23 protein-coding genes are annotated in these 26,075 nt (G+C 39.0%); 13 read left to right on the top strand and 10 right to left on the bottom strand.

The window, feature by feature from the left end:
- Positions 1–42: 42 nt before the first annotated feature.
- Positions 43–2,463, top strand: a complete 2,421-nt coding sequence (locus tag H5161_RS03435; RefSeq protein ID WP_182768687.1) for a TonB-dependent siderophore receptor — start codon at positions 43–45, stop codon at positions 2,461–2,463.
- 138 nt (positions 2,464–2,601) lie between these two features.
- On the opposite strand, the gene adhP is transcribed toward H5161_RS03435, so the two are convergent.
- Positions 2,602–3,612, bottom strand: a complete 1,011-nt coding sequence (adhP, locus tag H5161_RS03440) for an alcohol dehydrogenase AdhP (protein ID WP_024596845.1) — start codon at positions 3,610–3,612, stop codon at positions 2,602–2,604.
- Between the two features lie 206 nt (positions 3,613–3,818).
- Between adhP and H5161_RS03445 the strand changes: the two genes are divergently transcribed.
- Positions 3,819–4,364 (top strand): GbsR/MarR family transcriptional regulator, encoded by a 546-nt coding sequence (locus H5161_RS03445; protein WP_024596846.1) that lies wholly within the window; start codon positions 3,819–3,821, stop codon positions 4,362–4,364.
- Positions 4,365–4,404: 40 nt separating this feature from the next.
- Here H5161_RS03445 and H5161_RS03450 read toward each other — a convergent pair whose 3' ends face one another.
- Both H5161_RS03450 and H5161_RS03455 read right to left on the bottom strand, forming a co-directional pair.
- Entirely contained in the window at positions 4,405–5,421 is a 1,017-nt protein-coding gene (locus H5161_RS03450) for a lytic transglycosylase domain-containing protein (protein ID WP_182768688.1), read from the bottom strand.
- Positions 5,414–5,701, bottom strand: coding sequence for a YcgL domain-containing protein (locus H5161_RS03455; protein ID WP_004334712.1), 288 nt, complete (start codon positions 5,699–5,701; stop codon positions 5,414–5,416). Before H5161_RS03455 ends, H5161_RS03450 begins: the two co-directional genes overlap by 8 nt.
- A 155-nt stretch (positions 5,702–5,856) precedes the next feature.
- Here H5161_RS03455 and minC point away from each other — a divergent pair, with 155 nt between their 5' ends.
- The 3 genes from minC to minE are packed head-to-tail and all read left to right on the top strand — an operon-like array spanning position 5,857 to position 7,641.
- Positions 5,857–6,561 (top strand): septum site-determining protein MinC, encoded by a 705-nt coding sequence (gene minC, locus H5161_RS03460; protein WP_024596847.1) that lies wholly within the window; start codon positions 5,857–5,859, stop codon positions 6,559–6,561.
- Between the two features lie 5 nt (positions 6,562–6,566).
- A complete protein-coding gene (gene minD, locus H5161_RS03465) occupies positions 6,567–7,376 on the top strand; it encodes a septum site-determining protein MinD (protein WP_004334708.1) in 810 nt (269 codons plus the stop codon).
- A gap of 1 nt (position 7,377) precedes the next feature.
- Complete coding sequence (gene minE, locus H5161_RS03470) at positions 7,378–7,641, top strand: cell division topological specificity factor MinE (RefSeq protein WP_004334706.1); 264 nt, start codon at positions 7,378–7,380, stop codon at positions 7,639–7,641.
- A 323-nt stretch (positions 7,642–7,964) separates the two neighbouring features.
- Here the strand turns inward: minE and rnd are convergent, their stop codons facing one another.
- The 3 genes from rnd to H5161_RS03485 all read right to left on the bottom strand — a co-directional run bounded on the left by rnd (position 7,965) and on the right by H5161_RS03485 (position 11,766).
- A complete protein-coding gene (gene rnd / locus H5161_RS03475; RefSeq protein WP_165723876.1) occupies positions 7,965–9,095 on the bottom strand; it encodes a ribonuclease D in 1,131 nt (376 codons plus the stop codon).
- Positions 9,096–9,146: 51 nt separating this feature from the next.
- Positions 9,147–10,799: a long-chain-fatty-acid--CoA ligase FadD gene (gene fadD / locus H5161_RS03480; protein ID WP_182672373.1), complete on the bottom strand. Its 1,653-nt coding sequence runs from the start codon at positions 10,797–10,799 to the stop codon at positions 9,147–9,149.
- 115 nt (positions 10,800–10,914) lie between these two features.
- On the bottom strand, positions 10,915–11,766 hold the full coding sequence (locus H5161_RS03485; RefSeq protein ID WP_182768689.1) for an alpha/beta hydrolase: 852 nt from the start codon (positions 11,764–11,766) through the stop codon (positions 10,915–10,917).
- Between the two features lie 409 nt (positions 11,767–12,175).
- On the opposite strand from H5161_RS03485, the gene H5161_RS03490 reads away from it, so the two are divergent.
- A complete protein-coding gene (locus H5161_RS03490; protein ID WP_182692913.1) occupies positions 12,176–13,465 on the top strand; it encodes an alkaline phosphatase in 1,290 nt (429 codons plus the stop codon).
- Positions 13,466–13,560: 95 nt separating this feature from the next.
- On the opposite strand, the gene H5161_RS03495 is transcribed toward H5161_RS03490, so the two are convergent.
- The 3 genes from H5161_RS03495 to H5161_RS03505 form a co-directional block, all read right to left on the bottom strand.
- Positions 13,561–13,890: a hypothetical protein gene (locus H5161_RS03495; protein WP_007580633.1), complete on the bottom strand. Its 330-nt coding sequence runs from the start codon at positions 13,888–13,890 to the stop codon at positions 13,561–13,563.
- Positions 13,891–13,958: 68 nt separating this feature from the next.
- Positions 13,959–14,660, bottom strand: a complete 702-nt coding sequence (tsaB, locus tag H5161_RS03500; RefSeq protein WP_024595264.1) for a tRNA (adenosine(37)-N6)-threonylcarbamoyltransferase complex dimerization subunit type 1 TsaB — start codon at positions 14,658–14,660, stop codon at positions 13,959–13,961.
- Between the two features lie 9 nt (positions 14,661–14,669).
- Complete coding sequence (locus H5161_RS03505) at positions 14,670–16,586, bottom strand: ATP-dependent DNA helicase (RefSeq protein ID WP_182693235.1); 1,917 nt, start codon at positions 16,584–16,586, stop codon at positions 14,670–14,672.
- A 333-nt stretch (positions 16,587–16,919) separates the two neighbouring features.
- Between H5161_RS03505 and H5161_RS03510 the strand changes: the two genes are divergently transcribed.
- Together H5161_RS03510 and H5161_RS03515 are read left to right on the top strand one after the other, a co-directional pair.
- Positions 16,920–18,203: a sodium:proton antiporter gene (locus H5161_RS03510; RefSeq protein WP_024597348.1), complete on the top strand. Its 1,284-nt coding sequence runs from the start codon at positions 16,920–16,922 to the stop codon at positions 18,201–18,203.
- A 283-nt stretch (positions 18,204–18,486) separates the two neighbouring features.
- Positions 18,487–20,340: a cytochrome c/FTR1 family iron permease gene (locus H5161_RS03515; RefSeq protein ID WP_182768744.1), complete on the top strand. Its 1,854-nt coding sequence runs from the start codon at positions 18,487–18,489 to the stop codon at positions 20,338–20,340.
- Positions 20,341–20,454: 114 nt separating this feature from the next.
- Here the strand turns inward: H5161_RS03515 and H5161_RS03520 are convergent, their stop codons facing one another.
- Positions 20,455–20,691 carry a hypothetical protein gene (locus H5161_RS03520; RefSeq protein WP_002960256.1) on the bottom strand — a complete coding sequence of 79 codons (237 nt, stop codon included), beginning with the start codon at positions 20,689–20,691 and terminating at the stop codon, positions 20,455–20,457.
- Between the two features lie 419 nt (positions 20,692–21,110).
- On the opposite strand from H5161_RS03520, the gene hisG reads away from it, so the two are divergent.
- Genes hisG through hisH form a run of 5 tightly spaced genes read left to right on the top strand, consistent with a single transcriptional unit; the run spans position 21,111 to position 26,061 of the window.
- Complete coding sequence (hisG, locus tag H5161_RS03525; RefSeq protein ID WP_002960257.1) at positions 21,111–22,010, top strand: ATP phosphoribosyltransferase; 900 nt, start codon at positions 21,111–21,113, stop codon at positions 22,008–22,010.
- Between the two features lie 5 nt (positions 22,011–22,015).
- Positions 22,016–23,317, top strand: coding sequence for a histidinol dehydrogenase (hisD, locus tag H5161_RS03530; RefSeq protein WP_165723881.1), 1,302 nt, complete (start codon positions 22,016–22,018; stop codon positions 23,315–23,317).
- On the top strand, positions 23,307–24,416 hold the full coding sequence (gene hisC, locus H5161_RS03535; protein WP_182768690.1) for a histidinol-phosphate transaminase: 1,110 nt from the start codon (positions 23,307–23,309) through the stop codon (positions 24,414–24,416). Before hisD ends, hisC begins: the two co-directional genes overlap by 11 nt.
- Complete coding sequence (hisB, locus tag H5161_RS03540; protein WP_002960263.1) at positions 24,413–25,474, top strand: bifunctional histidinol-phosphatase/imidazoleglycerol-phosphate dehydratase HisB; 1,062 nt, start codon at positions 24,413–24,415, stop codon at positions 25,472–25,474. The genes hisC and hisB overlap by 4 nt, the downstream gene beginning before the upstream one ends.
- Entirely contained in the window at positions 25,471–26,061 is a 591-nt protein-coding gene (gene hisH / locus H5161_RS03545; protein ID WP_002960265.1) for an imidazole glycerol phosphate synthase subunit HisH, read from the top strand. The genes hisB and hisH overlap by 4 nt, the downstream gene beginning before the upstream one ends.
- Positions 26,062–26,075: the final 14 nt, after the last annotated feature.

The following is a 26,075-nucleotide window of genomic DNA, read 5'->3' on the forward strand; positions in this document are numbered from 1 at the left end:
TATCATTCGCGAAAATTCAATAACGCGAATAGTTATCACTCTATGAAAACGTTTAAGTACTCTCTTATTACTCTTGCTTGTTTAAATGCAAATGTGGGATTTGCCCAAAATACACAAGTTAATCCTGATATTGAACGCATCAGCGTATACGAAAAGCAAAACCGCGTGGTGATGAGCTCTGGTCTTGCTACTAAATCAGACATGTCTTTAATGGAAACTCCTGCACCGGTAGTAATTATTGACCGAGAACTGATTGAATCTCAAGGTGTAGATAGCTTACAAGATTTAGTTAGAAACGTAAGTGGCTTAACACAAGCAGGTAATAATTACGGTATTGGTGATAACTTAGTAATTCGTGGTTTAGATGCAAACTACACCTACGATGGTATGTATGGTGGTGCAGGCCTGGGGAATACATTTAACCCAACTCGTTCACTTACAAATGTTGAATCTGTTGAGGTTTTAAAAGGCCCTGCAACAGGTTTATATGGCATTGGTAGTGCAGGTGGCGTAATTAACCTAATTGAAAAAAAACCAGAGTTTGAAGAAAAACACAAAGTTGCGGCTGAGCTTGGCCAGTGGGATAGCTATTCATTATCGTTTGATAGCACTAACGCTATAACAGATGATTTAGCTTATCGTGTAATGGCTAAAACAGCGTCAAGTGACGGCTTTCGCGATTTAAAAGAAGATCGCGACGAAATTTATACCTCACTTAAATACGTGCTTAATGACAGACAAAACATCATGCTTTCTGCAGCCTATATAAAAGATGAAATAGCGGTTGATTCTATTGGTCATCCTATTCGTATTTACAGTGCAGAAACTGCAAACGGCTTAAGCGCGGGTGAAGTAACTGGTGCCGATTTAGTAAACGATCCAACAGGAAGCGGCGTACAGTTAAGTGATGCACAACGCGACCAACTTGCTAATTCATTATCTGCATCTGATGGCTTAACACCTTATAGCTTTGGCACAAATGGTATTATTTCACCAATGGCTGATGCTAACGAAGGTGAAGAGTTGCGTTTTAAATTAACGCATAACTATTACATTACTGACGATTTGTTTTTAAACCAGCAGCTACAGTACCGTAACTACACATCAAGTTTTGCGCGCCAAACAGGTGCATATAACTACGTCTATTCGACACGCGATGGAATAATTAATAACGACCCTCGTGCTCCATTAGTTGAAGACGGTGTACTTTACCCGTATGCAGCACGCCGCCAAGAATACCGCCAAGTAGAAGCAGATGAAAAATCATGGCAGTACTTCTTAGATTTACGTTATGACTTTATGTTAGGAGACGTAGATAACGAATTACTAGTTAACGCCAACTACGAAGATAGAGATATTCGTTTTAAACAATTCTCAATATGGGATCAAGATTACGTACTCACAAACAATGATGGTGATATAACGTACCAAGGTTCTTTGCCGTATATTTACGATATAAGAGAACCAAATTGGCCAACCGGTAACTTTGAAGATTACGATCCGCTTAAAACAAGTGACTACAATAAAAAAGTACAAGCATGGGGCTTAGGCATTCAACATGTTGGTTACATAACTGAAGAACTTACAACGCGTATTGGTGTGGCATATAACCGAATTGAGCAAACTTATGAGCACTTTGGTGTTGATGAGCGCTACAGTTCTAGCCGTGCAGAGCCAACACCTGAAGCGAGTACATCAGATTCTGGCTTAACGTATAACCTTGGTGCAACGTATCAGCCATCTGAAGATTTATCTGTATTTGTAAATCATTCAAAAGGGCGTACAGCGTATAGTGTATTAGGCTCTGTGGCAGGAAACGAAGCTGACCGTGAAGATTCAGAGTCTATAAGTAACGACCTAGGCTTTAGATTTAAAGCATTTGATGACCAACTACTCGCATCTGTTGTTATATTTGAAAGCTCTCGTACTAATTTAGAATACGCAAACCCGCTTTATGACGCATTAACATCAGGCTCAGATGTACCTGAAAGCTATTATGATGGTAAAGAGCAAACAAAAGGTGTTGAGCTTGATTTAAATGCTTACTTGAACGATAAATGGAAAGTAAACGTAAACGGTATTTATCAAGATGCACGTGACAAAAGTAATCCTAATAGCAGCAGTTACGACACACGCCAAAAAGGTGTGCCTTACGTAACAGCAAGTACGTGGGTAACCTACTACGCAGATATGTTTAATTTACCTGAAGCTGTAAATATAAGTGGTGGTATTACATTTGTAGATAACAGAAGTACTAATTCAAGTTCGTTTTCGATTCCTGATGGTTATGTACCAAGTTACACGACTTACGATACAGCTGTATCGTATACAACTGATAAATGGCATATGCAGTTAAACTTAAATAACTTGTTCAACAAAAAGTATTACTCAAAAGCGATGTTTTTAGGTGGTATGCCAGGCGAAGAGCGTAATGCAAAACTAAGTTTTAGTTACACACTTTAATTGGTTAACCTGAACTCTGGATAATAAATCTATCTCAAGCAGCTATTTTCAGCGCTCAGGTTAGTTAAATACTTAAAAAGCACGGTTTTCTGATTTAGAAGCCGTGCTTTTTTGTGTTTTATAAACGCTTAATCTAAATTAAATAGTAACCACTATGCGACCGTTAATTTCACCTTTGAGCATATCATCAAAAATTTCGTTAATGTCCTCTAAGCGTTTTTCTTCAATAATCGCTTTTACTTTACCTTGCGCTGCAAATTCCAAGCATTCTTGCAAATCTTTACGTGTACCAACAATAGAGCCAACTACTGAAATGCCATTAAGCACAGTATCAAAAATAGGAAGTGGCATATCCTCTGGAGGTAATCCCACTAATACGCATTTACCGCCACGGCGTACACTTTTATAGGCTTGTTCAAACCCCGCTTTAGACACCGCAGTACACACAACACCATGCGCGCCACCGACTTGTTCAAAAATAGCTTCGCTTGGAACCACCTCTTTAAAATCGAGGGTGATATCTGCGCCTAGCTCTTTAGCAAGCGCGAGTTTTTCTTTACCTGTATCAACAGCTATTACATTAAAACCCATTGCTTTAGCGTACTGTACTGCTAAATGACCAAGCCCGCCCACACCAACAATAGCAACCCACTGCCCTGGTTTAGCACCGGATACTTTTAATGCTTTATAGGTTGTAACACCTGCACAAAATAATGGAGCAGCCTCAGAAAAACCGAGTTCTTCTGGTATTTTTACAACGTAGTCGCCATGCGCTAAACAATATTCTGCATAACTACCGTCAATAGAATAGCCAGTATTGTGCTGCGATAAACACAGTGTTTCTTTACCATCTAGGCAAAACTCACAGTGCCCACATGCACTATAGAGCCAAGGAATACCGACTCTATCGCCAACTTCTAAGTGCTTAATGTTGCTTCCGACTTTTTCGATAACACCGACACCTTCGTGCCCTGGTACTAATGGCATTTTTGGTTTTACTGGCCAATCCCCATGACAGGCATGTAAATCGGTATGGCAAACGCCACAGGCCGCTATTTTTACTAAAACATCATTTATTCCCACCTCAGGAATTGGTAAGTCTGTTATTTCTAATTTACCTTTGTATTGAGTATTAATTGCAGCTTTCATAGTCATTCCATCGTATGTGAAAAAAAAATTAAAATAAGGATTTATTTACGTATTGTTGTGTACAACATATCCTAATATAGATGTATAAATATTAATCTAAATCATATTTTAGTCATTTAAATTAACTTATAAGCCTGCTAAGAACTTGCTATCCATAATGAGCGTGCTAGCATTTACTTTCTGAAATTACTGAAAGTTACTAAGCTATGAGTTTATCCGAAAAGAATTTTGCCTTTGTAATGCATTGTGGTGAGATGGGCAGCCGATGGGGATTCAATCGTACGATCGGACAAATGTGTGGTTTGCTGATTATTACTAAAAACCCAATGACAGCTAATGAGATTGCAGATGCGCTTAGTATTTCTCGCGGTAATGTAAGTATGGGCATTAAAGAGCTGCAATCGTGGCAGTTAATTAAAGTACAGCATATTCCTGGCGATCGTAAAGAGTACTACGCCCCTGCTGGCGATATTTGGGATATGGCAAATCGCGTATTTGAAGAACGTAAAAAACGTGAAATTGAGCCCACCTTAACACTACTACGCGATAACTTATTAGACGAAGCCAGTAACGACGATGAACTTTACGCACAAAAACAAATGGGTGAGATTCACAACCTACTTGAAACCGTCACTAAATGGTCATCAGAACTACAGCGTTTAACGCCAGAGCAACTTAATAAGCTAATGAAGCTAGGTTCTGGAATTGGTAAAGTTATTGACCTAAAAGAAAAGATATTCAAAAAAGAATAAAGCCGCAATTGCGGCTTTATTTATAGGTATATTTTAAAAATTAGATTTTTGGATAACCAATTCTATCCGACAAGTAACCTACACTAGTAGCAAAGTAATACGAGCGATTCCAATGCATAAACACTTTGTAGTTATCGTACGCTAAGTACATACGTCCATTTATATCATCAGGCATAACCAGCGCAGCACGTACGTCTACATTAGGTAAATCAGAACCATCAGCTTTACGAACACCCAGTGCTTGCCAATCAGCTAATGAGCGCTCTGAGTCGTTCCAATATTCTAACCACTGCTTGCGAGTTTTTGTACCACGCACTAAAACGTATTTACTATCAAAGTTTTCAGGTAACTGAACTTGGCGACCCCACGTAAGAGAGTCATTCCAGCCTTCTTGCTTTAGGTAATTAGCAATTGAGGCAAAAGCATCTTCTTTTGTAGTCCAAATATCTTTACGGCCATCGTTATTGTAATCAACCGCGTAAGCATTAAAAGAGGTAGGCATAAATTGCGTTTGCCCCATTGCGCCTGCCCAAGAGCCTTTAAATTTATCAAGCGTTATGTGGCCCGACTTTAAAATATCCAGTGCAGCCCAAAGCTGGCGCTTATAAAGTGCTTCTCGGCGTCCATCAAAAGCAAGTGTCACTAATGATGAAGTAACGTTATGACCGCCTTGAATTGTACCAAAGTTACTTTCAAGTCCCCAAAGCGCGACTATAAAGCGTGCTTGTACGCCAAACTCTTTCGCTACTTTTTCAAGTACCTCTTTGTTTTCTGCGTAAAGCTTACGTGCGCGGTCAATTTTCCATTGTGGTACACGTTTTGGTAAATACGTTTCAAGGGTTTCTTTTACTTCTGGCTGGTTTTTGTCAGCCGAAACCACTTTTTCTTTATACGTTGCTGTTGCAAACGCATCGTCAATAAGTTTGGCTTCGTAACCTTTTGCGATAGCTTCTTGCTTTAAATTCGCTAAATAATCTTGAAATTCAGCCTGAGTTTTTGCCATAACAGGTGAGCTTAAACATACACCACATAATATAACGATAAGTTTTTTAATCACTATCAACTCCATTGTCTTTTCGTAATTGGCTTAGCAAATTTTGCTCAGGTGGTGGAATTTGTAAGTAGTAGCCTTTATCAGGATTTGATAACGCTGCTTTTACAGTTTCTAAATCTGCCCCACCTAAATGCTCACGTTTTGCTAAATTGATGATCATCACATAAACAGGTTGACCAAACATAGCCATCAAAGGTTCCGGAACTTTACTAAAATCATCTCTTTTTTCAACAAATAAGAACGTATCCGCTTTTTTCTTACTTTTATATACTGCAGTGAGCATTATGGCCCTATAAATTCTTGCTTAACAATGCCGCACACTATAACATGAGAGTAATAATAAGTTAGAAAAATTAGATTAGAAATTTCAATAAAGGCCCTATTCAGCCTACGTTTATCTAAAATTAATTTCTAATCAGACAAATCAATTGAGCGTGTATGTCGGACCAAATTTTTGAGTTAAAAGGGAATCTTTTTACGTTATCAGTTTTGCATCTTTATAGTACTGATATAAACCTTTTAGCAGAACAACTGTATGTAAAAATAGCCCAGGCCCCTAAGTTTTTTGAGGGTGCGCCTATTGTCGTTAATTTAATTGAAATTAAAAACAGTTCACTTGATTTTGTTCACTTAAAATCATTAATCGAGCGAATGAGTTTTAATGCGGTTGGTGTGTGTAATGGCTCAGATGAGCAACATACTCAAGCAAAGGCTGCTGGCTTATCTGTTTTAAATTATTCACAAGACGTTAAGAGCGAACCTGTTAAACAAGAGCCCAATACATCGATTGTAGAAAAAACGGTGCATTTACCGGCGCAAATTATCAGCGGTACAGTTCGCTCTGGACAACAAGTTTATGCAAAAGATAGAGATTTGATAGTACTTGGCGCAGTTAGTCATGGTGCGGAAGTCATTGCCGATGGGAATGTGCATATTTATGGCACGCTACGCGGTCGCGCTATTGCAGGCGCAAAAGGTTTTAAAGAAGCACACATTTTTTGCCAAAAACTTGAAGCCGAGCTGGTTTCAATAGATGGTAATTACTGGATCAGTGATTCGCTACAAGGTGAACATTGGGGAAATGCAGTGCAAATACAACAAAAAGACGAATCATTAGAAATTTCAGCTTTGGTTAAAGGATAAATCTCATGGCAAAAGTAATTGTCGTTACCTCAGGTAAAGGCGGTGTTGGTAAAACAACATCAAGTGCTGCAATTGGCACAGGCTTAGCGTTAAAAGGCTATAAAACAGTTATTATCGACTTTGATATTGGTTTACGTAACTTAGATTTAATTATGGGTTGTGAACGCCGCGTTGTTTATGACTTTGTAAATGTAATTAATGGTGAGGCAAACCTTAACCAAGCGCTTATTAAAGATAAACGTGTAGATAAATTATTTTTACTACCTGCTTCACAAACTCGTGATAAAGATGCTTTAACACGTGAAGGTGTTGAACGCGTACTAAATGAACTAAAAGAAGACTTTGATTACATAGTATGTGATTCACCAGCAGGTATTGAAGCTGGCGCTATGATGGCGATGTACTTTGCTGATGAAGCAATTGTTACAACAAACCCAGAGGTGTCGTCAGTTCGAGATTCAGATCGTATTTTAGGTATTTTACACAGCAAATCAAAACGTGCTGAAGAAGGCCTAGAAAATATTAAAGAACACTTACTATTAACACGCTATAACCCTGGTCGTGTTGAAAAAGGTGAAATGCTATCGGTAGAAGATGTGCAAGATATTCTGTCAATCCCATTATTAGGGGTTATTCCTGAATCGCAAGCGGTATTAAGTGCTTCAAACTCAGGCCAACCTGTTATATTGGATACAGAATCTGATGCAGGCCAAGCTTATTCTGATGCAATTAACCGCTTACTAGGTGAAACCGTCGATTTTCGCTTCTTAGACGTTGAGAAAAAAGGCTTATTTAAACGGATTTTTGGAGGTTAACGTGTCTTTACTTGACTACTTCCGCTCAGAAAAGAAAAACAGTGCGTCACTAGCAAAAGAGCGATTGCAGATCATTGTCGCGCACGAGCGTTCTCAGCGAGGAACGCCGGATTACTTACCACAATTAAAACAAGATATTTTAGATGTGATCCGTAAATACGTGAACGTAAGTACCGATGCAGTTCAGGTTCAGTTTGATCAAAACGAAGACGATTTAGCCGTACTTGAGCTAAACGTTACACTACCTGATGAAGAAAAGAAGTAATTGAAGAAAGGGCGCTTTATAAGCGCCCTCTTTATTTTCATTTACTTTTTAATAACTTTCTAAATATCTACGTTTTAATCCCTTGCATGCAACTAAAACTTTTTCACTATGTAACACAAAAATTATAGATAATACCAATTCGCTTAATTAAGTGATCTATTTTGAGGATGGAAAAACGTGTTGATAGCTAGGCAAAAAAATCGCTATTTAGTTGTTCTAAATGAGATTTTTTAACACAGGTAACGACACGTTTAGCGCCGCAAAACGATTAAGTATTATTGCGGATTGGTATAAGTATTACACAGTAAAAAAAATATCTAGTCTTAAGTATCCCACTCTTTTAAAGCGTCTTTAACGTAGGTATATCGCCAAGAGCTTAATAAATCAGGCTTAATATGGCTTTGTTTTTGCTCATTAGTTAACTTCCAATTCCAACTAATCAATTGATTAATTTGCTTTTTAGAGGCCATAACGTCTTCTGGTATATTGTGCTCTTTAGCGACTTTAGTGATCTTTTGTTTAATATCTTTGGCTACTTTTTTATAAGTAGGAAAATCAATTAAGCGCTTAAGTACTTCAGGATGCTCAGCATCTGGTACTGCTTTGGCAACTTCAATACACTTGATTATATCTACACCAGAGCGATTAACTTCAATAGCTTCAACTCCTGGAATTTGACGTAGAGCATTTAAACTTGAAGGACCACGTTTGGCAATTTCAGTCATGTTATGTTCTTTTAACACAAAATTTAGCGCTAAATTTTTCTTAATGGCTTTGTTTCTGCGCCATACAGCAAGTTCTTTTAAAACCGCAAGTTCGTGCGGTTTGAGTTGCCATGCATTTTTAATATCTTTATATAAAAGCTCGTCTGGTGTTTGAAACGCACGTTTTTTAGCTATCAATTCACTTTCGTTTATTACAATGTCAAAGAACCCAGCGGCATTAATACGCTCTATAATCAGCTCGAAACACGGCAATAAGTAAAAAGTATCTGCAGCAGCATAATCTAACTGTTTTTTAGTTAACGGACGTTGTAGCCAGTTAGTGCGTGACTCACTTTTATCTATTTCAATACCTTGCAACTCTTTTACCATAAGGGCAAAGCCCATACAGTTACCTTCCCCAAGTAACTGCAACGCAAATTGTGTATCAAAAAGTGGGGATGGAACAAAGCCTGCGTATTTTTGAAAAACCTCAATATCTTCTGAAGGAGAATGCAGTACTTTTAAAACACTAGGATCTTTTAGTATTTCCCAAAAATCGAATAATGAGAGCTCAGCTAACGGATCGATAAGCGCTAAATGCTCACCATCAAAAACTTGGATAAGTGCAACTTCTGGATACAAAGTGCGACGACGCATAAACTCAGTATCAATAGCTAAAATAGGCTTATTTTTTATTTGTTCAACAAAAGTGTTCAGTTGATTTTGGGTTTCGATCAATTGGTATTGCACTTAATCTCCTACAATAAAAAAGCCGACATATGTCGGCTTTTTTATAGGTTGCTAATCTTTCAAGGCTCTTCGGAGTATTTTACCTACGTTAGTTTTAGGTAACTCATCCCTAAACTCTACCAGTTTTGGGACCTTGTAATTAGTTAAATTATCACGACAGTGACTTATTATATCTTTTTCAGTTAAAGAAGGGTCTTTTTTAACAACAAAAACTTTAACTTGTTCACCACTTACATCGTGAGGAATACCAATAGCAGCAACTTCAAGCACACCTTCGTGCATAGCCACTACCTCTTCTATCTCATTAGGGAAAACATTAAAGCCAGATACAATGATCATGTCTTTTTTGCGATCTACAATAAAGAAGAAACCTTCATCGTCATAAGTTGCAATATCACCTGTTGCAAACCAGCCATCTTTTAAACATTCAGCTGTTGCATCTGGTCGATTGTAATAGCCCACCATAACCTGCGGGCCTTTCACACACATTTCACCCGGTTCACCTTTAGCGGCCTCTTCACCGTTATCAAGTATTAGCTTAATCTCAGTATTAGGCGCAGGCAAACCAATAGAGCCGTTATATGCTTCTAAATCATAAGGACTAATAGTTACTAATGGAGAACATTCTGTAAGGCCATAGCCTTCCATTAATTTTGAGCCAGTCACTTTTTGCCACTTTTCAGCAACAGGACGTTGCACGGCCATACCGCCACCAAGTGACATTTTTAAATGACTGAAATCAAGTTCAGCAAAACCTGGTGTGTTTAATAAACCGTTAAATAACGTATTAACACCAGTAATAGCTGTAAATTTATGCTGACCTAGCTCTTTAACAAACCCAGGCATATCTCGTGGATTTGTGATTAATATATTTAAACCACCGTACTTCATAAACGTCAGGCAGTTAGCTGTTAAAGCAAATATATGATAAAGCGGTAAAGCGGTAACAACAACTTCTGTACCACGATTTAACACTTTGTCTAAACAGCCTGAAACTTGCTCAAGGTTACCAACCATATTGCCATGGCTCAGCATTGCCCCTTTTGATACACCTGTTGTGCCACCGGTGTACTGTAAAAAAGCAAGATCGGACAAGCTCATTTCAGGACGTGTATATTTAGTTTCGTCTGCAGCTAGAACGTCTGAAAAGTTAATTGTGTTTGGTAAGTTGAACTTTGGCACCATTTTTTTAATGTGCTTAACAACAAAGTTGACTATGTGCTTTTTAAGCCCACCAACCATATCGCCTACTTGCGTTACTACAATGTGTTTAACATCAGTGTGTGCAAGTGACTTTTCAAGTGTGTCAGCAAAGTTTGCTAAAATGAAAATAGCGGTAGTGTCAGAATCCTTTAACTGATGCTCTAACTCACGCACAGTGTAAAGTGGGTTAACATTTACAACCACACAACCTGCACGTAAAATACCTAAAATGGTGACTGGTGTTTGTAGTAAGTTAGGCATCATTACGGCAACTTTGTCGCCTTTTTTAAGACCTAAATCATTTTGAATGTAGGAAGCAACTTTTTTTGTTGCTGTATCTATTTCGCTATAAGACAGCGTTTTACCCATATTAGTAAATGCAGGTAAATCGGTGTAGTCAGTAAAACTTTTTTCGAACACTTCGAGTAACGAGTTGTAATGCTCAGGATCGATTGTTTCAGGCATACCCTCTGGGTAGCGCTTAAGCCAGATTTTTTCCACTCTTAGCCCCTGTTTATAATTATATTTTTATTAACCTTAATCTAAGTAAGGCGCTTTAACAATTGAGCAAATACTCTAATGGAGGAATAATCCCACATTTTACGTAAACTTACAATTAACATGCACCATTTTGCAGCATAAAGTCTTGAATATGCTTAAAACATAGTTCACTACTTTGCATATGACAGTGGTGCCCACCATCTACATTAATTACCTTTAAGCTATTGTAATAACTAATATACTTTGCCAGATTTTGTTTTACAAACGAATAACCTTCGTTACCTAAAATTAATTGGCACGGTGCAATTAAATCTTTTATTGCACCAATACATTGCGCCTCATTAAACCTAAAACCTGAGTGATTTTTAAGCTTTGGATCAGTTGTTAATGTATAACCATCTAAAACCGATTTTATATTTCGCTGCATTAAAAGAGCAATAAGCTCACTATTCAAATCGGTTGTTTGAGCACGTGCTTCATAAATAAGCTCTTTCGATTTATAAACTCTCTGCTTCTTATTTTTTAAACGCGCTCTATTTAATACTGCACTTTTTAGCTGTTCACATACGCCTTCGCTGGGAGTTGTAACACACCCAATCCCCTCAATAAAGGTAACAGATTTTACATAATCACCAAAGCAACTAGCAAAAAGCCCTGCAACCATGGCTCCCATCGAATGCCCAACTAAATGCACTTTTTTAACACCAAGCGCATTAATAAGTTGGTACACATCATCAATATAATCAACAAAATAATAATGTGCATCATCACTTCGCCAAGATGATAAACCATGCCCGACAAAATCAATACAGTACCAAGTGTGCTTTGGCTTAGCTTTACTTAACATTGGTATAAAACTGTGGCAGTTATCTAACCAACCATGCAACGCTATTACTATTCCATCCCCAGAACCTACTTTTAAGCCATGAATATTCAAGTTATTGGTTTCAATATTAAATGGCTGCACGGCAAGTCCTTTATTAATTTAGAGCATCATTATTTATAGCATACAAGTTGTCAGACCACTAACCGAGAAAATGGTGCCAAATTCGCTATTTAATTATCTTGATGTTCTAAAGAAAGTAAAAAATATAAAATAAAATTTAAACGATATCATAAGCTTAATTACAAAAAAAATAAGCTGATCTTTTTAAATATATTTGCTTTGTATGCCTTTTGAACAATTAAAAGGTGATAGCATCATATGTAGTTAAGCTATAACCAGTATAATTTAAATAAATAGAACTAACAGCGTTAACTACAATTCTATTCATATAACCCTAAATTATAAATATCTTAGATATTCATTTATTTATCATACTATCTGTATACAATATCAGCGGCTATTAAATAAGGTACACTCATAAGGTACAACCATGAAAAAACAGATCAGCTTATTGGCACTTTTATGCACCGCTTCTGGTGCTTACGCAGAATCAGCACCTAAAAATGTAATTTATATGATTGGTGACGGCATGGGTCCGGCTTACACCACGGCTTATCGCTATTTTAAAGATGACCCTGCAACAAAAGAAGTAGAAGGCACGGTTTTTGACACTATTTTAAAAGGCATGGCTCACACCTACCCTGATGACCATACTTATGTAACAGACAGCGCTGCGGGTGCTACAGCGCTTAGTAGCGGCCATAAAAGTTATAATGGTGCAGTTGCTGTAGATACAGATAAAAAGCCAGTTAAAACCATGCTTGAAATGGCAAAAGAGCGCGGTATGACAACAGCGCTTGTAGCAACTTCACAAATAAACCATGCAACACCTGCTAGCTTTACAGCTCACAATGAATCTCGTTACAACTACGATGATATTGCCAACGATTATATTGATAATAAGATTGCTGGTAAATTACCTGTTGATTTAATGCTAGGTGGCGGTACTAAATATTTTATTCGTGACGACCGTAATTTAGTTGAAGAATTTAAAGCGGCAGGTTACCAATACGGTGACGATATTAATAATCTGGGACAAATTACACAAATACCTGCCATAGGTTTGTATGCAAGCAAAGGCTTGCCATTTGCCCTTGATATGAACCCAACTCGCCTTACTCAGTTAACATCTAAAGCGCTTGGTTTACTAGATAACCAGAATGAAGAAGGCTTTTTTGTGATGATTGAGGGCAGCCAAATTGATTGGTGTGGTCACTCTAACGATATAGCGTGTGCGATGGCTGAAATGGACGACTTTGCTAAATCAATCGAAAAAGCAAAAGCGTACGTTGATAAAAATAAAGACACTATACTTGTAGTTACAGCCGATCACTCAACGGGCGGCTTAACTATTGGTTCGCACGGCCAATTTAAATGGGAAACAGACGTAATTAAAGGTGTTAAGGCAACGGCTAGTAAGTTAACAGACAAACTTATGGAGTCTAAAGACTTAAAACCAGTATGGACTGCTAACACCAATATTGAATTTACAACTGAAAACCAAATCAAACTTGAGCAAGCTAAAAAAATGGGCGAAAAAGCGCTTAATTTAGCTGTTAAAAGTATTATTAGTGATGCAAGCTTTACTGGCTGGACAACTGGCGGACACACCGCTGTAGACGTTCAAGTATTTGCCTATGGCAAAGGCAGTGAGCAATTTATCGGCTCACAAAATAATACTGATATTGCAGATAAGCTGATTGGCTTTATTGAGCAGTAAATTTCACCTCGTTTTGAACACAAAAAGCCCGAACACATGTTCGGGCTTTTTATTGAATTTTATCGCTGTATTTATCTAAAGCGCTCAATTAAGCTTTAAGCGTATATATCAACACCTATTAAATTTTGTACTTCGGCTCTACGTTCTAAATTAGCAAATTCAGTATAAGTAGAAATCGCTTTACTTACTTGAGCTGTCGGTTGGTCGTAAATTGTTTGGCTGTATTCATTGCTTTTAGCACTGCTTTTAAACAGTTGATTAGCAAGTTCAACGCCCTCGACACTGCTTTTTACATAATCGGTATTCGTTTTTTGAGCAGCCGGCTGGTCTAATAAACTCTGTGGTTTATTAGTAACAACTTTAGTAGGGCTAACCCTACCCGGAATATCCCCGGTAAAAAAACCTGAACCAATAGGCAGCGTCATTACGCGTCTCCAACCTTAATATTGTATAAAATTATGATTTAAAAACAACCAATTTGCAAATAATATGATTAGTCACGCCCTGGTAGCTTTTTCCACGTTACCGTATCTCGCACATATTTAGGTTGAGCGTCACTCGCTTTTACAACGTCACCCGCTAAAAACGCGGCTTCAACATGCGCTAACATATAACGCGCATCAGGCAATGTAATATCAGTATTAATTGTCACGTTTTCAAAGTCATTTAGCGCATCAGGATAGGTTTTAAAGCCCGTGCCCACAGCTACAGATGGCTCAGTGGTCGCTATATAGTCATTATTTAGTAAATCAGGTTTTATAACGCATTCTTGGTTAACTAAAAGCATTAGATTATTTTGCGCTTGGTAATGTGCAAAGTATATCTCCCCCATACGCGCATCTATACTTGGATAAACACTCAGGCTGCCTTTTTGTTCAAACGTTTGTTGAGCCATAGTAGCCAGTGTAGACACACCAACAAGCGGCAAATTAGTTGAATACGCTAAGCCTTGCGCTATAGCAACACTAATACGTACACCGGTGAAACTACCTGGCCCCTGGCCAAAACCAATTACGTCTAAGTCTTTTAATTTACAGTTTGCTTTAGTTAAAAGTTCATCCACAAGTGGAAGTATTTTTTGGCTGTGCTGCTGCGGACACTCTTCAAAATGATGAAACGTTTGGCCCTGGTAATGTAAAACAATTGAAAGTGCTTCAGTTGAAGCATCAAGGGCAAGGATATTACTTTTGATCATTTTAGTACTCTAATTAATTTGTTTTAAAAATGTATTGGCATCTTCTAAGCTTCGCGTGCGGCGCATCGGTGGTAAGCTTTTTAAAAATACTTGGCCATATTGGCGTGTAACTAAGCGATTATCACATATTACAAGTACGCCTTTGTCTTTACTATCTCGAATTAAACGCCCTACACCTTGCTTTAGCGCAATTACAGCCTGCGGTAATTGTATGTGTGAAAAAGGGTCTTTTCCCTGCATTTGGCAATCTTGCATTTTAGCTTGTAGCAATGGATCGTCAGGGGCTGCAAATGGCAATTTGTCTATAATAACACAACTTAATGTACTGCCGCGTACATCGACACCTTCCCAAAAAGAAGCCGTGCCGAGTAATACCGCATTACCATGGCGAGTAAATTTCTCTAAAATTATACGCTTAGACATTTGCCCTTGCATATAAACTGGGTAGTCTATTTGTGTAGTTAGCCCTTCGGCCACTAAGTGCATCATTCGATAGCTAGTAAATAACACAAAACAACGCCCTTGTGCTGATTTTATAAGCTCAAGCGTTAGTTTTACAATTGCATGTGGCATATTATCAGCATGCGATTCGGGTAAGTAGCGAGGTAAACACAGCAGCGCCTGATTAGGGTAGTCAAATGGGCTATCTACCATCATGCTTTGTTTTGGCTTTAAACCTAGGCTTGCATTAAAATGCTCTAGTTTGTTATCAACCGAAAGTGTTGCAGAAGTGAATACAAATCCTGCGCCCGTGTCTTGCATCATTTGAGCAAACTTAGCTGATACATTCAATGGCGTTATATTAATTGTTAAATAACGGCGCGTTGTTTCATACCAATAACTAAAGCCGGTTTGGGCTGTATCAAAAACCCGCTCTAACTGCCCTTTAAACGCAAGTGCACGTTCAAATGGATGCTCAATTTTGTCGCTTCTATCTAGGCAAAGCTTGAGTACTTGATAAACAAAATCTAAATCACTGATCACACGATGGAGCGCCGAGCAAATTTGTTTATCGCTTAGTTTTTCTCGCCAATCGCCACGGCTGCCATCAACACCAAATTGTAAACGTAAATCAGCAACGCTTGTCTCAAGCTTGTTTAAGCTTTTACCAAGTTGCAGCATATCGGGAATTTCAGCTCTATAAATAGCACGTAAATCATTAATTAAATCTACCAACTTTTTAGTGCTAACACTTTCACCAAAGTAATCGCTGGCAATTTCGCTTAACTGATGGGCTTCATCAAATATATATGCGTCGGCTTTTGGCATAAGTTCAGCAAAGCCACTTTCTTTTACAGCCATATCAGCAAAAAACAAATGGTGATTAATTACAACCACATCGGCATCGGCCGCAGTTAAACGTGCTTTGCGTATATAACAGCTTTGAAAATCTGGACACTCTTTACCTAAACAATTATCGGCTGTTGAATTTACATAAGGCAGTACTTTGGCATCATCTTCTATACCTATACAATCGGCCAAATCGCCCGATTGTGTTTCGCTTGCAAACTTAGCTACCATAGCTAGTTGATGCATTACGTCGGAGTCGTCAGTAGGTACATGTGCAACATGTTGATTAAGTCGGTAGGTGCATAGGTAATTGGCGCGCCCTTTTAATAAGGCGGTTTTTTTTGAAGCACTTAAAGCTTTAACTAGTTGCGGTAAATCTCTGTGATAAAGCTGCTCTTGTAGAGCTTTAGAACCTGTTGATATTATCGTGCGCCCTTTTGACTTAAGTGCAGGGGCTAAATATGCAAATGTTTTACCCGTACCCGTGCCTGCTTCAACAACTAATTGCGAACTGTTTTTTAATGCATCCGCAACAGCTACTGCCATATCAATTTGTGGTTGGCGAGGCGTATACCCATCTAAAGATAACGCTAAAGGCCCGGTTGCACTAAACAGCTGTTTGATAATACCAATCACTTTACAATAAATAATAGCGGGATTTTACGTAAGCAAAGCATTAAGGGCAAGTAATTACAAAACCCACTTTTACTTTACGAATTAATACGCACTTTAATAGTGAGATTAATCATTCGATTTTACAATACACTGTGTATTTATAACGTACATTTAATTTAATAATGACAATATTTACAAAGCCTAATTTTCTATTAACTCTTACTAAAAATAATCCGTATTAAAAGCTATATTTAGGCATAAAAACTGTGACTCTGAAATATTACAGGAGTACCATATGCCGCGTTTATACTCCCCTTTTTCGTGTGTCGTTAAAAAAAATAGTAAGGTTAGCCAATGAATGCTTGGTATCTCATTTGTTTTCTCTCTGCCATTGCAATTTTTATTGCTTTTGCAAACCAATATATCCTCAAAATGCAAACTACAATTGCCATTACTACAGGCTCAGTTGTTATTTCTTTATTATTGATTATTGCCGTTAAATTATTAGGCGATCAAAATGCGTTAGCCATGACCCAAATTGTTTCCAGTATTAACTTTAACGAGTTATTACTCAAAGGTATGCTCGGATTTTTACTTTATGCTGGCGCATTGGAAATTAACCTTATGGCGCTTCGAAAACAGCGCTGGGAAATAACCGCACTAGTGCTATTTTCTACTATTGCTTCCACTTTTATAGTCGGTTATTTAAGTTTTTATCTATTTGCCTTATTTGGCTTTGATGTACCGTTTATATACTGTTTATTATTTGGCGCGCTTATTAGCCCAACCGACCCTATTGCCGTACTTGCAATTATTAAACAAATGCGAGCGCCAGAAGGAATCTCAGTTCAAGTAGAAGGTGAGTCGCTATTTAACGACGGTATTGGTTTAGTAATATTTACGACCATTTTTTCGGTTGCTTTTTATGGCACCGATGCACAATTTGGCGATATAGCAGAACTCTTTTTTGTAGACGCCCTAGGCGGCATTGCGTTTGGTTTGGTTATCGCTTTGGTTGGCCACTTTTTAATTATTAACAGCCGCGATGTAAATATTCGCTTATTGATAACCTTAACTATTCCTACCGCAGGTTTTGCTGCTGCAAATATTTGGGAAATATCAGGCGCACTTGCCATGGTAACAAGCGGCATATTAATGGGTAACATTACTCGTACTAAAGCAACTGAGCGCACGGGGCCTGAAGACACTCGTTACGTAAAAGATTTTTGGCATGCAACCGATAGCTTTTTAAATGCCCTACTGTTTTTAATAATAGGTATGCTAATAGTGACGATGCCAATCACGCTTGGTGAAATTGGCTTAGGCTTACTAATGGTACCTGCAGTATTACTAGCACGCTTTATTAGCGTAGGCGCACCCTTTGTTATCTTTAAACGCTTTAGAAGTTACGATAAACACAGTGTTAAAATTTTAACCTGGGGTGGGCTACGCGGTGGTCTTGCACTGGCAATGGCGGCAGCAATTCCACGCGAGCAAGTTTTTGTAGGCGGCTCTGACCTACATAACCTAATCGTTATTGTTACCTACGTTGTGGTTATATTTTCTATTATTGTACAAGGCTTAACTATTTCGCCGCTTATTCAAAGCAGCATTAAGTCAGCTGAGCAAGCAAAGTAATAAATGCTTTGTGAGCAATCAACTCAGTAACCAAGTTATTATATAAATCACTTGGTTACTGTTACTCACGTGTTACAAAAACACTTTAAAGTTCTATAAATTGTTATCCTTTTTATTTATCTTCTTTGTTTAAATTAATCCGCTTGAAATGCAAATGAAAACAATTATAATTTTGGCTTTTCCTCTGTAGGGCTTTTCAATGTCCAAAAATAATTCTCACGTGTTTTTAAATTTGGTATCTCTGGGCAAACGACAATTTCATTGTTTTTTTATGCTTTTTATAATGGCTATGGCAAGCTTTAATGTGTCGGCCTCACCTAATGAGCAAACAAAAATAAAACAAATTGCACAGCTTGCAGAGTATGTAGGTGTAGATTACGTGGCAGCTGTTGGAAATGGTGAAATACTAGACCCCGACGAATATCAAGAAATGACTGAATTTTCGCACGTTATTATTGAGCAAGCTGGACAGCTATCAAGCCAAACCAATGAGTTTGATACAGTAAAGGCACAAGCTAAATCACTGCATACAGCGATTGCTAATAAAGCGAGTGTTGCCGATGTACGTGCAGCAAGCTCAGCGCTTCGTGAGTCGCTGCTTAACTTTATGCCACAACTATCGTTACCTACATCACTGCTTCCGGTTGAGCAAACTAAAGCGCTTTTTGCTACTAACTGCTCAATGTGTCACGGCCAAAGTGGTCAAGGCGACGGTCCGCTTGCAAAAAATTTATCGCCAGAACCTACCAACTTTACCGATGAAGAACGCGCAACAAACCGCTCATTAATGGGGTTGTTTGACGCTGTAAGTAACGGCATTGACGACACACCTATGGTTGCTTTTACCCAATTTAATGAACAACAACGATGGTCTTTAGCTTTCTATGTAGGTAGCTTGGCATTTAAAGATGTTCAAAAACCACAAAATGTAGAACAAAACATTACCGCTTCGCAGATTGTAAACCTAAACCCTGCACAATTATCGGCAGGTCAAAGTGAAGCACAAGCACATTACGTTAAATGGCTTCGTGGTAATCCAGAGCAATTATTTAGCGCTAACAAAAATCCGATAACAGTTACTCGCACGCAATTACTTGCAGCGCAAGCCGCGCATGCTAAAGGCAATTACTCACAAGCAAGTGATTTAGCAATTAGCGCATACTTAGATGGCTTTGAGCTTGTTGAAAACAACTTAAATGCCTACGACGAAACACTGCGTAAAAACATCGAAGTACAACTGATGAACCTGCGCCAAACATTCAAAAACGAAAAAGATACAGCCGTCGTTGCCGAAAAAGTAAATGCCGCACTAACACAACTCGCTAAAGCAGATAGCATGCTAAACGAAACCAAGCTAACTGATGGCGCTCTACTTTCTGCTAGTTTAATAATATTACTGCGAGAAGGCTTAGAGGCACTCTTAGTCATTATTGCCCTTATGACTGTGCTTATTAAAACGAAACGTCAAGATGCGCTTAAATACGTACATGTTGGCTGGGTAACAGCACTTATTGCCGGTGGCTTAACATGGGCTGCTGCGCAAACATTAATAGAAATAAGTGGTGCAAGTCGCGAAGTTATGGAAGGTGCTGGTGCATTGTTTGCCGCTGTAATTTTACTGTATGTTGGCGTATGGATGCACAGTAAAACAAGTGCGCAACAATGGCAAAAATATATAAAAGACAATATAGATAAGCGTCTTGAGTCGGGAACACTTTGGGGATTAGCGGGGCTTTCTTTTATTGCCGTGTACCGAGAAGTATTCGAAACCGTATTGTTTTATCAGTCTTTATTAACGCAAAGCTCGCCTGCTCAATATTCATCTATTGCATCGGGTTTCGCGATAGCTGTAGCAATACTGGCTATTATTACGTGGGTATTAATTAAGTACTCAATTAAATTACCGGTTGCTAAGTTTTTTGCAATTACCACTTATTTATTATTTGCACTCTCGTTTGTGCTTATGGGCAAAGCCGTTATTGCATTACAAGAGGCCGATATAATAGGTATTGCGTCGCTACCAATGAGCTTTGAAATAGCATGGCTTGGTATTAAGTCAACATGGCAAGGTATTGTAGCTCAGGTATGTGTGTTCGCTATATTTAGCTTTTATATATTTAAAAGCAAAAACCAATAGTAATGCCTATCTGCTTAAGAGTTTAAGCTAATTGGCATAAGCAAAATACATAGTAAAAAGGCCCGCAAGGGCCTTTTTAGTTAATTGCTTATGTATTTAGTAAAATTGGTATTATCAAGCCCACGTATCTAAATGGGGGTTTTCGTCATCATCTACGTTAGACTTTTTTTTACTATTTTGATCATCAAGCATATTGAGCTTTTTCTTTTTTTGTAACTCACGCCTTTTTTTATTCTCTAGCTCAACTTTTTCAGCGGCCGATCCACTTTGCACACCCGCAATATGAAAAGCACTTTTTGACTCAACTTCTAGTCTGGTTATTCTTCCTAAATAAGGAATCATGATATCCATACACACTTCCTTAGTTTACTGTTAAATTATCTAAACGCTTGGTTTGGCTAATAAACAAACAAATATATGCAAAAAATGTACTTCCCTTCTTAATATTATCGACAGTTATAAGATATGCTTTAATTAAGCTAAAAAAAACTTGCCATAATATGGCTGTTTATGTTTTTATGAATGCGAAATTTATTTAAACAGATAACAACTGAACGTTACTATAACAACGAGCAGTTACATAGGATAAAAAATGCGCTTAAACCTGACAACAGTACATCATCACCACCATTCACCGGAATAACCTGTCAGGTCTTTCGCTGAGAGGTTATTCCTAAAAGGAACCTCTGGCGATTCAAAAAACATTGATTCATTTTCGCCCTGAGGTTCCCCTCGGGGTTTTTAGTTTTTAAATTAAAGGAAAATGAATAATGAGTAACACAAATCGTCTACGTATCGCCATCCAAAAAGGCGGCCGCCTATCTAAAGATTGTCAAGATCTGTTAAAACAGTTAGGTGTTAAACTTAACCTTCGTGAACAACGCTTAATTGCACACTCAACTAATATGCCAATTGACGTACTACGTGTGCGTGATGACGATATTCCTGGTTTAGTAATGGACGGTGTATGTGATTTAGGTATTGTTGGCGAAAACGTACTAGTAGAAGTTCAAGCAGAACGTGAACGCCAAGGTGTTCCAAGCGAAGTAAACAAACTTTCAAAACTAGATTTTGGTTACTGTCGTCTTGCACTTGCATGGCCACAAGAGCTAGGCGCTCGCGATAAGAGCTGGTTTGAAGGCAAACGTATTGCAACTACCTACCCAGAAATTTTAACTCAGTGGTTAAAGCGCGAAGGCATCAACGCAAGTACAGTAATGCTTACTGGCTCTGTTGAAGTAGCACCGCGTGCGGGTTTATCTGATGCAATTTGTGATTTAGTATCTACTGGCGCAACACTTGAAGCTAACGGCTTAATTCAAGGTGATACAATTTTAGAATCAAACGCATGTTTAATTCAAAATAAAGATCTGCAAGACGCTGACAAACTAGCACTAATCAATAAGCTTATGCCGCGCCTACGTGGTGTTAGACAAGCTAAAGAAAGCAAATACATCATGCTACACGCACCAAAAAACAAACTTGATGAAATTTGTGAAATTTTACCTGGTTCTGGTCAACCGACTCTACTTGCCCTTGCGGGTAATGAAGAATACGTAGCACTGCACATGGTAAGCAGCGAAACATTATTTTGGGAAACAATGGAGCAGTTAAAAGCCCTAGGCGCTAACTCTATTTTAGTTATGCCAATTGAAAAAATGATGGAGTAAGTATCATGCTTCGTTGGAATGAGGAATCTTCACAAGTACAAGCAGCGGCGCTAATGCGCCCTGCAGTTTCTGTAAGCGCAAAGGTTGAAGCAATATGCAAAACTATTTTAGCTAATGTAAAAGAGCAAGGCGATGAGGCCTTACTTAGCATGGCCAAAGAGTTTGATAATAGAGCTAACCCACGTTTGCGCGTACCGCTAGATGAAATTAACGCATCTGAGCAAGCACTAAGTGCAGAGCTTAAATACGCAATTGACACCGCTTATGCAAATGTTAAACGTTTTCACGAAGCGCAGTTGCCAAAAGATATTAAATTATCAACCCAGCCAGGCGTTGTATGTGAACTGAAATATCAAGCCATCGAAGCAGTCGGTATTTATGTACCCGGTGGCAGTGCTCCGCTGCCATCGTCGGTTATTATGCAAGGTGTATTAGCACAGTTAAGCGGCGCTAAAACCGTTGTACTTGCTACGCCGGTACAAGGTGATAAAGCAATTAACCCTGCTATTTTATATGCAGCTAAGTTATGTGGCATTACTACTTTGATAGAAAGTGGTGGCGCAGGCGCAATTGCAGCAATGGCTTATGGCACCGAATCGGTTCCTAAAGTAAACAAAATTTTTGGCCCAGGTAATAGCTTCGTAACAATGGCTAAACAGCTCGTTGCGCAAACTATCCCAGGTATGGCAATTGATATGCCAGCAGGTCCGTCTGAAGTATTAGTTATAGCAGATGAGCGTGCAAACCCAGAATTTATAGCCGCCGATTTACTCTCACAAGCAGAGCACGGCGCAGACTCGCAGGTTATTTTATTATGTAACAGCGAAAGTATTATAGAACAAACTCAGCAGGCACTTACACGCCAGTTAGCTAATTTGAGCCGCAAAGAAACAGCCGAGCAAGCGCTCGCTAATTCTTCACTTATTTTGGTTGATTCTGTTGAGCAAGCATTTGATGTATCGGCGCAATACGGCCCAGAGCATTTAATTTTACAACTAGGCGATGCAAAACCTTACCTAGATAAAGTTAAAAATGCAGGCTCAGTATTTGTAGGTGACTACACACCAGAATCTGCAGGCGATTACGCATCGGGTACTAACCACGTGTTACCAACATATGGTTACAGTGCAACTTACTCGAGTTTAAACTTGCTTGATTTTTTCCGTACATACACAGTGCAAACAATTACTAAAAGTGGTTTAACGCAGCTTTCAAAAGCAATTTTACCACTTGCAGATGCAGAAGGCCTTGATGCCCACGCTAATGCGGTTTCAATTCGTTTAGAGGCAATTAAAAATGAGCAATGAGAGCGCACAAGCGTCTAGCTTATTACCTAAGAATATTACAGCCCTTGCTGCATACAGCTCTGCAAAAAGTGAAAAGCTAACCGGTACTACGTGGCTAAATGCTAACGAAAGCCCGTATGCTAAAAATCTTGAACTGAGTATTGAGGATTTAAATCGCTACCCCGACCCACAACCGCAACTGGTTATTGACCGTTACGCCGCTTATACAGGGCTTGGAAGCGAAAATGTATTAATGACGCGCGGCGCAGATGAAGGCATTGAGCTTTTAGTGCGCACATACTGTGAGCCAGCTAAAGATAGTATTGCGCTATTTTTACCAACCTACGGTATGTACAAAGTTACCGCCGATACACACAACGTTAGTATTAACGCGCTTACCCAAGAATTATTATTAAGTGGCAGTGTTGATGAAATAGTTGCAGCTGTTGGCAGCTCAAAACTGGTATTTATTTGTAACCCAAATAATCCAACTGGCAGCCTAACACCACTTGATAAAGTAAAAGCGATTGCAACAGCACTTATGGGTAAAGCACTGGTTATTGTTGACGAAGCCTATATAGAGTTCTGCCCAGAGCAAAGCGCCACAAAACTTATTAATGAGTTTAGTAATGTAGTGGTTCTGCGCACGCTTTCTAAAGCCTTTGCGCTAGCAGGGCTCAGAACGGGCTTTACCCTTGCACAAGCAGCAACACTAGCGCCAATTCGTAAAGTCATTGCGCCGTATCCGGTATCAGGCGTTGTAGCAAGTATTGCAGCGCAAGCAATTGCACCCGATGCAATTACATCAATGCGCCGCCAAGTCACTATTTTAAATAGCTTAAAAGCTAAGTTGGTAGATTGGCTAAACGCCTCCCCTGCTGCATTAAAAATTCTCACTGGTGAAGGTAACTTTGTTACTTTAAAATTAGCCGATAAAAACTACTTTAAAATTGCACTTGAGCAAGGTTTGGTTATGCGCGCTTTTACACTATACGGTGAAGACGACTGGCTACGAATTTCAATTGGCAGTGAACAAGAACTTGAACAAGTAAAAATTTGGTTAGATGGCTTACAAACGCCGGCTACCGCAGCATCTTTAGCAGGAAACGAAGTATCATGAGTAACCCCTATTTATTTATAGACCGCGACGGCACTATTATTGAAGAGCCAATTACCGACAAACAGGTAGATAGCCTTGAAAAGCTAGCATTTTTACCTGGTGTTATTCCTGCGTTATTACAATTACAAGCCGCAGGTTACCGTTTAGTAATGGTGTCTAACCAAGATGGTTTAGGCACAGATAGCTTTCCTACTGCTGATTTTGACATAGCACAAGACAAAATGATGGACATAATGCAAAGCCAAGGCATTAGCTTTGAGACCGTATTAATTTGCCCACACTTTGATGAGCAAAACTGTGATTGCCGTAAACCTAAAACGGGCTTACTTACCGAGCTTATGCGCTCTGGCAAAGTAGACTTAGCGCGCTCTTTTGTTATTGGCGATCGCCAGACCGATATTGGCCTTGCTCAAAACTTATGTTGTGAAGGTATTTTATACGACGGCGATTGGAGTGCGATAGTGACAAAATTGACTACCGCAAACCGCGAGGGTCGTGTTACACGCAACACTAAAGAAACCCAAATTGATGTAGCCATAAACTTAGATCAAACTAAAAATGGCAGCATAGACACCGGACTTGGCTTTTTTGATCACATGCTTGATCAAATTCGCACCCACGCAAACATTGGTTTAAACATTAAAGCCAAAGGCGATTTACACATAGACGAGCACCACCTTGTTGAAGACATTGGTATTGCTCTTGGTGTCGCACTTAAACAAGCGCTTGGCACTAAATCGCAAATTGCACGCTATGGTTTTGCGCTTCCTATGGACGAGTGTAAAGCTGAAGCACAAATTGATTTATCGGGCCGTGCATCATTTGTATTAAACGCTAACTTTAGCCGCGAAAAAGCAGGCGACTTAGACGTACAAATGGTTGAGCACTTTTTCAAAAGCTTAAGTGATAACGCCGCTATTAGCCTTATTTTATCGGTAAGCGACGGTAACTGTCATCACCAAGTAGAAGGCTTATTTAAAGCGTTTTCACGTGCTCTTCGTATGGCAGTGGCACAAGACACGACCCAACAAACAGCCAGCTCTAAGGGATGTTTATGATTGCCATAATTAATACCGGTTGTGCCAATATAAATTCAGTACGCTTTGCGTTTGAACGCTTAGGGCAAACACCAACAGTAATTACTTCACCAGAGCAATTAGCGGGTTTTGAGCGCGCTATATTGCCAGGTGTAGGCCACGCGTCGGTTGCTATGAAACGCCTAGTAGATAACGGCTGGCAACAAGCTATAAATGAATACCAGCGCCCGCTTATGGGCATTTGTTTAGGTATGCAGTTACTGTGCGAAAGCACCGAAGAAGGTAACGTACAGTGCCTAGGTAAAATACCAGGGCAAGTAAAAGCGCTTGATGTAGGCAATTTAACGTCGCCGCATATGGGTTGGAATAACTTAAGCGTTAACAAAGAGCATGCATTAACTAAAGGGCTAACGCTTGATGAGCAAGTGTATTTTGTTCACAGCTTTGCGCACACCGTAAACGACGCCACACTAGTGAGCGGCGAATATGGTCAAACCTTTTCAGCCATTGTTGCTAAAGACAATTACGCAGGCATGCAATTTCACCCAGAGCGCAGCGCAAAAGTTGGCGCACGTTTATTACAAAATTTTGTTGATTGGCAGTTGTAAGCTGCCCATTAACT

The organism is Pseudoalteromonas sp. SG43-5 (assembly GCF_014164345.1).
GTDB classification, from domain to species: Bacteria; Pseudomonadota; Gammaproteobacteria; order Enterobacterales; family Alteromonadaceae; genus Pseudoalteromonas; species Pseudoalteromonas distincta.

Bases quoted from the DNA above. Each gene is read 5' to 3' on its own strand.
- H5161_RS03435 (WP_182768687.1), top strand. From the start codon at position 43: ATGAAAACGTTTAAGTACTCTCTTATTACTCTTGCTTGTTTAAATGCA.
- adhP (WP_024596845.1), bottom strand. From the start codon at position 3,612: ATGAAAGCTGCAATTAATACTCAATACAAAGGTAAATTAGAAATAACA.
- H5161_RS03445 (WP_024596846.1), top strand. From the start codon at position 3,819: ATGAGTTTATCCGAAAAGAATTTTGCCTTTGTAATGCATTGTGGTGAG.
- H5161_RS03455 (WP_004334712.1), bottom strand. From the start codon at position 5,701: ATGCTCACTGCAGTATATAAAAGTAAGAAAAAAGCGGATACGTTCTTA.
- minC (WP_024596847.1), top strand. From the start codon at position 5,857: ATGTCGGACCAAATTTTTGAGTTAAAAGGGAATCTTTTTACGTTATCA.
- minD (WP_004334708.1), top strand. From the start codon at position 6,567: ATGGCAAAAGTAATTGTCGTTACCTCAGGTAAAGGCGGTGTTGGTAAA.
- H5161_RS03490 (WP_182692913.1), top strand. From the start codon at position 12,176: ATGAAAAAACAGATCAGCTTATTGGCACTTTTATGCACCGCTTCTGGT.
- H5161_RS03495 (WP_007580633.1), bottom strand. From the start codon at position 13,890: ATGACGCTGCCTATTGGTTCAGGTTTTTTTACCGGGGATATTCCGGGT.
- tsaB (WP_024595264.1), bottom strand. From the start codon at position 14,660: ATGATCAAAAGTAATATCCTTGCCCTTGATGCTTCAACTGAAGCACTT.
- H5161_RS03510 (WP_024597348.1), top strand. From the start codon at position 16,920: ATGAATGCTTGGTATCTCATTTGTTTTCTCTCTGCCATTGCAATTTTT.
- H5161_RS03515 (WP_182768744.1), top strand. From the start codon at position 18,487: ATGGCTATGGCAAGCTTTAATGTGTCGGCCTCACCTAATGAGCAAACA.
- H5161_RS03520 (WP_002960256.1), bottom strand. From the start codon at position 20,691: ATGGATATCATGATTCCTTATTTAGGAAGAATAACCAGACTAGAAGTT.
- hisG (WP_002960257.1), top strand. From the start codon at position 21,111: ATGAGTAACACAAATCGTCTACGTATCGCCATCCAAAAAGGCGGCCGC.
- hisD (WP_165723881.1), top strand. From the start codon at position 22,016: ATGCTTCGTTGGAATGAGGAATCTTCACAAGTACAAGCAGCGGCGCTA.
- hisC (WP_182768690.1), top strand. From the start codon at position 23,307: ATGAGCAATGAGAGCGCACAAGCGTCTAGCTTATTACCTAAGAATATT.
- hisB (WP_002960263.1), top strand. From the start codon at position 24,413: ATGAGTAACCCCTATTTATTTATAGACCGCGACGGCACTATTATTGAA.
- hisH (WP_002960265.1), top strand. From the start codon at position 25,471: ATGATTGCCATAATTAATACCGGTTGTGCCAATATAAATTCAGTACGC.